A 7,192-nucleotide genomic window follows, 5' to 3' on the forward strand; every position below is an offset into this window, starting at 1 on the left:
AGTGGCGTAGTTTGCGCCAGGATTTAAAGTCTCGTCACGGTGAACGTTCCCAGCAACGTCTCTTCCGCAAGGATCCTCAGGCATATTTGACAGACTTAGAGCAGCGGCTACTCAAGGCTGTTTTGCTGACGTAGAAAAAAATAAAGGCGGGAGAGAAGATCCTGACTGGGGCGGATCTGCGTGGGATGAATCCGGGTAACGTGAGTCTGACTAGGGCGAGTCTGACCAAGGTGGATCTGCGTATGTCGTATCTCAATGGGAGGGATCTGAGTGGGGCGGATCTGACTGGGGCGGATCTGACCAAGGCGGATCTGACTGAGGCGAATCTGACTAAAGCGAATCTTAGTGGGACGAATCTGACTGGGGCGAATCTGAGTGGGGCGAATCTGAGTGGGGCGGATCTGACTGGGGCGAATCTGTATGGGGCGAATCTGCGTGAAATCATTAAAGACAAGGATACCAAGGGCCTCCCTCCCGGCAGCTAACCCTTGTCCTCGTCCACATACCACACGGGCGGTAGGGACAGCGCGGAGTGCTGTCCCTACCCTTTGGTTGCGCTACTTCCTGCGCCGTGCTACTTCCTGTAAACCAGGCGCTTTTCTGGACACTTTGACTGACCATTATAGTGTTCTAGGTGCCGCTCATCACTACCTGATAGTAGTGTCTTAAAATAAAACTTTAAGGACGCAAACGATAGTTTTGCAAACAAGAAAAAGAGCGGCCTACTTCTAGTGCGCGCATAGTAAAAGGAAAGAGAAATCAAAGAAAAACAATCTCATGCCGACGTTTGACGAAGGTTTCGGAGCGAGGACCGAATTCCTGGAGTGTTTGCCCTGCCGCCAGCCCCAAACGGGCGGCAAGTGGTTGCGATGCTCCCAGACGATGCTGAAGGGGCCGTGATGTCATTTCCGACTCCGCGAGTTCGGCGCTGCTCGCCGGGAGTAGGTAAAACGGAATGCTCGTGCTATAAAGCGGTATGCGTCTCCACTTCCAGACCCCGAACTCTACCATAACCCTCCCGCTTGAGACCTCGCCCACGGGACACTGCATTGTCGCCGGTAGGCTTGGCAACCAGAACCAGCCCGCGCAGTTTCTTCTGGACACCGGAGCCAGCGTGATGGTGCTCTCACCCAAAGCGGCGGAGCGCCTCGCGGTGCGCTCTCTTCCGGGCAGCGTGGAAGTGACCGGCATTGGAGGAACGGCTTCGGGGCGCAACGCGCGGCTGGAGCGGCTCACGTTGGGCACTCTGACTCTGGAGGACATCCCCGTGGTGGTGCTTCCCTTCCCCGAGTTGCTGGGCTGTGAGCTGATCTTAGGCTACCCGTTTTTCGAGAAGCTGCTGGTGCGGCTCGACACGGTAGGCGGCTTGGTCACGCTGGCCCCGCCGGGCAAGCTCTCCCCACAGCGCGGCGAGCAAGCCCTGCCTTTGGTATTTGAGGAGCACTCGGGTATCCCCGTGGTGGACGCGCGCGTGGACAGCATCCACGGAACCTTCACGATAGACACCGGCTCCAGCGGTACGGTGACGCTGGGGGCCAAGTTTACCCAGCAGCACCGCCTGCTGGAGCGCTACCCCCGCTCCCAGGAGGTCTTTGCGGCAGGCGTGGCAGGGATCGAGCGAGCCAAGCGGGTGCGTGCGGAGTCATTTGTCTTTACGGACAAGGGCAACAAGGCACGAGAGTTCGCGCTCCCACGCCCTCTGATCGAGCTTCCGATGGGCCTGAACAGCAGTGACTCCACAGACCGGGCCGGAAATATCGGGATGGGCTTTCTCAGCCGCTTCCTGCTCACATTTGACTACAGCAAGAAGCGACTTCACCTGAGCAAGAGCCGGGACTTCACGCGCTCCTACCCCCACAACCGCGCCGGGTTTGAGACGCTCCCCTGGGGCGAGAAGCTCCTTGTCCGCACCGTCCAGCCGGAGAGCCCCGCCCAGGAACAGGGACTCGTCCCCGGCGACGAGCTGATTGCGGCGGACCGCTTCCTCCTCACCGCCAGAGTCTCCTCGCTCCGTCGCTTGATGGAGCAGCAGCCAGGAACACCTCTCCGCCTCGTGATCCGCCGCAAGTCCGACGGCGAGCAGCGCGAGCTAACCCTCACCCTGCGAGACCTGCTCTAGGCTCTTGGTAAAGTACAGTACCAGGCTGTCGTCGTTGGTGGTGCTCTCCCCGTAGGTGAGCACCTTGCCCTCATAAGTAAGGCCGCGCCCGTCGGGAATATAGCCGCGCTTGACATAGAGCCGCTGCGCCGCGCCGTAGTCCGCCGTCATCCCGACTCCGATCCCCGCCACGGGCGAGCGCTGGGCGATAAGACGCTCGGCTTCGTCCATCAGTGCCGTGCCAATGCCGCGCTTGCGCCACTCGGGCAGCACATTAAAGTCCGCGATCTCGGGGATGTTCTCGGCAGCGAAGGGCGCGTAGTGTGCGTGCCAGACAACCGTCACGTAGCCCACAAAGACACCCGACCAGCGAGCGATAATCACTCTGCGCTCCCTAGCGTCTTGCTCGGCGAGATAGGCTTCGTACTGCGAGGCGGGCTTGTTCCAGCCCAGCTTAGCAAACGCTGCCGCGATCTCGACAATGTCAGAGGCTACCAGTTTTTCAAGAGTGAGCATGGCGCCATTGTACTTTATCGAAATTTGTCGTAAATTAACACGAACATAAATTCAAAAATAAAACTCTGAGGCACCGCGTTGCCTCTGCTAGGAAAAAAACATGAACGACGAGCAGCTCGTCAAGGTTAGCAAGTACCTTTCGAAACACTTGCGTCATCAGCCTGAGCGCCTCGGCCTCACGCTCCAGCCCGGCGGCTGGGTGGAGGTCAGTGAGCTACTGGCCGCGTGTGCCCGCAACCGCTTCCCCATCTCCCGCGACCAGCTTGATGCCGTCGTGGCGCAAAACGACAAGCAGCGCTTTGGCTTTGATGAGAGTGGTGAGCGGATCCGCGCCAACCAGGGACACTCGGTAGAAGTAGACCTCGCACTGGTTCCTCAGACGCCGCCGGAGACTCTCTACCACGGCACCAGCGCGGGCAGTGTCGAGGCGATCCGTCGCGAGGGCTTGCTCAAGCTCCGGCGGCACCATGTCCATCTCTCGGCGGATAGGGAGACCGCGCGTCGGGTCGGGGCGCGGCACGGCAAGCCGCATCTCTTTGTGGTTGACACGCAGGCCATGCACGCTGCGGGGCATCTTTTCTACTGCTCCGACAACGGCGTCTGGCTCACCGATCATGTCCCAGCCCCGTTTCTACTGGACGCCGAAACAAAGCTCTAAGCAGGGGAAGCGAGGGGGGCTGTCGAATCTCCTTTCATGCAGCTCCGAGGACGGTTCTTTTTTGCGGCGGCGTTACTCATTCCAATCAATGCTTTCTGGATCATTCAGTCGGAGGTGATGCGCTACGCCGGGCACCCGACCACGATCTCGCTGTTCTACAACACGATCTTCTGGCTCTGTGCCCTGATTGCCCTCAATGGGCTCATCGGGCGGTTTTTCCCAAAAGCCACGTTCTCGCGGCTGGAGCTGCTGACGCTCTACGGGGTGGTCAATATCTGCACCGGAATCGCAGGCCATGACAGTATCGAGGTGCTGCTGCCGATCCTGGCCTACCCGGTCTACCGCGCCAACGCCACCAACAACTGGGAGCAGGACCTGATCCCCAAGATCCCCAAGCACCTCATTGTCACGGATAAAGACGCGCTCAAGCCCTACTTTGAGGGGCACTCCAGCCTCTACCAGGCCAGCCATATCCAGGCCTGGCTCGTGCCCACGCTCTGCTGGTGCGGGTTTCTGGCGACTCTTGTGATCTTGTTTATGTTTCTCAATGTCCTCCTGCGCCGCCGCTGGACGGAGAGTGAGAAGCTTGCCTTTCCGCTGATCCAGCTCCCGCTGGAGCTCACGGCACCGGGAGCGCCTCTGCTCAAGAACAAAGTACTGTGGGCCGGGGTGGCCATTGCGGTGGTGCTTCAGCTCTGGAACGGGGTGGCGGTGCTCAATCCGCAGGTGCCCCTGATCCAGCTTAAGTACGTGGATCAAGGCCCGACAAACTTCCCCACACGCCCGTGGAGTGCCATGGGCTGGCTCCCCGTGGGTTTCTATCCCTTTGGCATCGCGCTAGGCGTGCTGCTCCCGGTGGATCTGATCTTCTCGTCGTGGTTTTTCTTTTTGTTCTACAAGCTCCAGCTTGTCGTCTCAGCATGGATGGCCTGGGATCAGGAGCCCAACTTCCCCTACACCGATGCGCAGGCACTCGGGGCCTATCTGGGGATTGGGTTTGGGGCGCTCTGGGCGGCGCGGCGGCACTTTGCCTGGCTGGCGCGGGTCTTCTTCAACGAGGAGAAAGAGGCACCCGATCCCAACGACCCGATCCCACAAAAGACCGCTGTCTGGGGTGTGCTGATCTGCTTGGTGCTCCTGGTAACGTTCTTTCGGTTCTCGGGGCTGAGCTTCCTGGTGATCGGGGCGGGGCTGGTGATCTACCTGGGGATCGCCATTGCCATCACCCGCATGCGCGCCGAGCTGGGGCCGCCTGTCCACGACCTGCACCACGCGGGCGCAGACACCATGCTCCCCAAGATCTTCGGCCCCACGGCGTTTTCCCGCGACGAGCACATCGGCCTGAGCTTCTGGTGGGGCTTTAACCGCGCCTACCGTGGCCACACGATGCCTATTGGGATCGAGTCCCTAAAAATGGCAGAGCAGACCAAGCTGGGCACGCGCGGGATGTTTTTTGCCCTCTGCGCCGCCGCGATTCTCGGGCCGCTCTGCGCGTTTTGGGCACTGCTGCATCTGTCGTATGCCTACGGAGCCGCCGGAGCGATTGCACCGCCTAACGTGATGGAGATCTTTGGCCGCGAGGCCTGGAACCGCTACAACAACTGGACCGGAATCCCTGAGCCTCCCCACTACAGCGAGGGCGCTGCGGTGCTGGTGGGGATGGGCTTTACGTTTCTTTTAAACATGATCCGAGGGCGCTGGATCGGGTTCCCGTTTCACCCGGTCGGCTACGCCATTGCCTCCAGCTGGGGGATGAGCGTGCTCTGGGTTCCGATGCTCATCGCCTGGGTCATCAAGCTCGTGATCCTGCGCTACGGCGGCCTAGCCACCTACCGAAAGTGTGTCCCGTTCTTTCTAGGCGTGATTCTCGGGGATTGCCTCATGGGCGGCTTCTGGAACCTCACCGGGATCGCCCGCCAAGTGCCGACCTACGCCTTCTGGCCCTGACCCCAAAGGATAATAAAGACATGCTCCCTCCACAAACCCCGGTTGCTTTCGTAAAACTTGCCTATGACCCGAGCTTTAAAGTTGGCTACCGTCCGGGTGTACTCGTGCTCAAGCCGGAGAAGCCTGTCACGCTCAAGAAAGAGCCCGCTGTCGCCGGAAAGCGACTCTATGGCACGCTGACTATCGGCAATGGCCCCAAGGCAGCGCATCTGATTGCCCTCGATGAGCCTGAAAACCAGCCCTGGCGGCTCTATATAGACCGCAATGCCAACGGCGATCTGACAGACGATGGGGGGGATGCGTGGACAGAGCACAAAGAGGTGGATGAGCTCCGTACCCAGACGAAGAAAAAGTACGCGACGGCAGCCAATATCACGGTTCGGGCCTCCTACGGCACGGCGGATAAAGAGACTCTCACCGCGCCTTTTGTCCTGACCTTCTACCGCTACGAGGGCAACCCTGTTCTTCAGTTCTACCATAGCGGAGCGCAAATCGGAGAGCTGAGCCTCAATGGCCAAGCCTATAAGCTCGCCATCACCGAGGATACCCAGTCGGGAGTCTTTGACCGAGCGTTTGAGCGCCGCGAGCCGGGCGTCACGCTCTTCCTCAATGGCGACACGAAAAACCGTATTGAGCTTCGTGCCCCCTTTGAGCTGGGCGGAAAAGTCTACGAGGCGAAGCTAACTCCCGATGGGAAGAGCCTGTCTCTTTTTAACAGCGACAAGCCTGCCTACAAGCCTCCCGTCACCACGTCCCGTGTTCGGCCTCATCTCCTCGCCGAGGGAGCAGAAGCGCCAGACTTTACCGTGCAAACTCTCGATGGCAAGACAGTAAAGCTCTCCGATTTCCGGGGTAAGGCTGTGGTCTTAGATTTCTGGGCGACGTGGTGTGGCCCGTGTATGATGGCGATGCCTCACCTGGAAGATCTCTGGAAGAAGCTCAAAACCCGCGACGACGTCACGATCCTGGCGGTCTGTGTCTGGGACAAGAAAGAGGCCTACCAGAAGTGGGTGCCGGGCAATCGCTCAAAGTACACCCTGCCCTTTGTCTTCGATCCTGCAGGTGAGGAAACATCGAAGTCCATTGCCTCCACACTCTATAAAGTCAGCGGCATTCCCACGACCTACATCATCGGCAAAGACGGTAAAGTAGCGGCCTCCTTCAATGGTTACCGCGAGAACGATACTCGGATTGAGGAAGCGCTGACCAAGGCGGGAGTCAGCCACTAATCCTTACTTGACGCTGAGCCCGGCTTTGCGCGTGACGATCACCGTGCCATCGGAGAACGTGACTTTGCGCGGCTGGGCGCTGGCGCTGTAGACAAGATAAGTGCGCTTGTTGCCTTTCTTAAGCACCGCATAGAGCGGCGTGTCCGCAGAGAGCGTTGTGTCTACCTGCCCGGCTTTGTTGAGAAAGTTGACCCAGTGGTAGAAATTCGCACGGGAGTTCCCTTGCTCGATCTCCTGCGTCTCAAAGTCGCAGTTTTCCAGAGCGCTGGGGGCATCACTCAGCGCCTGGTACATCAGGATCACATCGCCCCAGCCGCCCCAGTTTTTCCCCGTGCGCGGCGGCTTGCTCGGATCGAACTTGGCCTGCTTCTTATCATGGGCGATGCGCTCCATGGCAAGGCTGGTGAGGTTCTCGGAGATATAGCTTGGGTGCGTTCCGAGATAGAGCGAGCCGCTCTGAAAGGGCAGCAAGTTAATCCCGTGCATGTGGATCGGGTCGCCTGAGAACCAGGTCGCAAAGACGGCTTTTGCGCCCCAGACCATCGAGGCCAGCGAGCGCGTGAAGGCCTTGGGGTAGAGCTTGTTCACATCGAACCAGTAGGTGTCAATCGCATCTTTTTCGGTGACGTAGAGATAGATTCCCGTGTCGCGGAGCTTCTTATCGCCCGTCAGCTCACCCCAGAGGAACATGCCCGTCCACGCGTACATCGCCTCCGACGACGACTCGTAGTTATTGCCATCTGA

The 7,192-nt window shown here is 59.4% G+C and carries 7 protein-coding genes; 5 read left to right on the top strand and 2 right to left on the bottom strand.

All coding sequences use genetic code 11. The annotated features are described in order from the left end of the window. Positions 1-161: 161 nt before the first annotated feature. Positions 162-485, top strand: a complete 324-nt coding sequence (locus RMO15_RS06900) for a pentapeptide repeat-containing protein (protein ID WP_309709706.1) — start codon at positions 162-164, stop codon at positions 483-485. 491 nt (positions 486-976) lie between these two features. Continuing rightward, entirely contained in the window at positions 977-2,119 is a 1,143-nt protein-coding gene (locus RMO15_RS06905) for an aspartyl protease family protein (protein WP_309709689.1), read from the top strand. Here RMO15_RS06905 and RMO15_RS06910 read toward each other — a convergent pair. Next, positions 2,090-2,614, bottom strand: coding sequence for a GNAT family N-acetyltransferase (locus tag RMO15_RS06910; RefSeq protein ID WP_309709693.1), 525 nt, complete (start codon positions 2,612-2,614; stop codon positions 2,090-2,092). The two genes, RMO15_RS06905 and RMO15_RS06910, sit on opposite strands and share 30 nt — an antisense overlap. Positions 2,615-2,714: 100 nt before the next feature. On the opposite strand from RMO15_RS06910, the gene RMO15_RS06915 reads away from it, so the two are divergent. The 3 genes from RMO15_RS06915 to RMO15_RS06925 are packed head-to-tail and all read left to right on the top strand — an operon-like array spanning position 2,715 to position 6,448. Continuing rightward, on the top strand, positions 2,715-3,272 hold the full coding sequence (locus RMO15_RS06915; RefSeq protein WP_309709696.1) for an RNA 2'-phosphotransferase: 558 nt from the start codon (positions 2,715-2,717) through the stop codon (positions 3,270-3,272). Between the two features lie 36 nt (positions 3,273-3,308). Then, positions 3,309-5,219 carry a DUF6785 family protein gene (locus RMO15_RS06920; RefSeq protein WP_309709697.1) on the top strand — a complete coding sequence of 637 codons (1,911 nt, stop codon included), beginning with the start codon at positions 3,309-3,311 and terminating at the stop codon, positions 5,217-5,219. Positions 5,220-5,239: 20 nt separating this feature from the next. Continuing rightward, the gene (locus tag RMO15_RS06925) at positions 5,240-6,448 is read left to right on the top strand and encodes a TlpA disulfide reductase family protein (protein WP_309709700.1); all 1,209 of its coding nucleotides are present in this window, start codon (positions 5,240-5,242) and stop codon (positions 6,446-6,448) included. 3 nt (positions 6,449-6,451) lie between these two features. On the opposite strand, the gene RMO15_RS06930 is transcribed toward RMO15_RS06925, so the two are convergent. Continuing rightward, a partial coding sequence (locus RMO15_RS06930; protein WP_309709703.1) for a glycosyl hydrolase occupies positions 6,452-7,192 on the bottom strand: 741 nt, incomplete at its 5' end.

The sequence above is a fragment of the Armatimonas sp. genome (assembly GCF_031410135.1).
GTDB lineage: Bacteria > Armatimonadota > Armatimonadia > Armatimonadales > Armatimonadaceae > Armatimonas.

Bases quoted from the DNA above. Each gene is read 5' to 3' on its own strand.
- RMO15_RS06910 (WP_309709693.1), bottom strand. From the start codon at position 2,614: ATGCTCACTCTTGAAAAACTGGTAGCCTCTGACATTGTCGAGATCGCG.
- RMO15_RS06905 (WP_309709689.1), top strand. From the start codon at position 977: ATGCGTCTCCACTTCCAGACCCCGAACTCTACCATAACCCTCCCGCTT.
- RMO15_RS06915 (WP_309709696.1), top strand. From the start codon at position 2,715: ATGAACGACGAGCAGCTCGTCAAGGTTAGCAAGTACCTTTCGAAACAC.
- RMO15_RS06925 (WP_309709700.1), top strand. From the start codon at position 5,240: ATGCTCCCTCCACAAACCCCGGTTGCTTTCGTAAAACTTGCCTATGAC.
- RMO15_RS06920 (WP_309709697.1), top strand. From the start codon at position 3,309: ATGCAGCTCCGAGGACGGTTCTTTTTTGCGGCGGCGTTACTCATTCCA.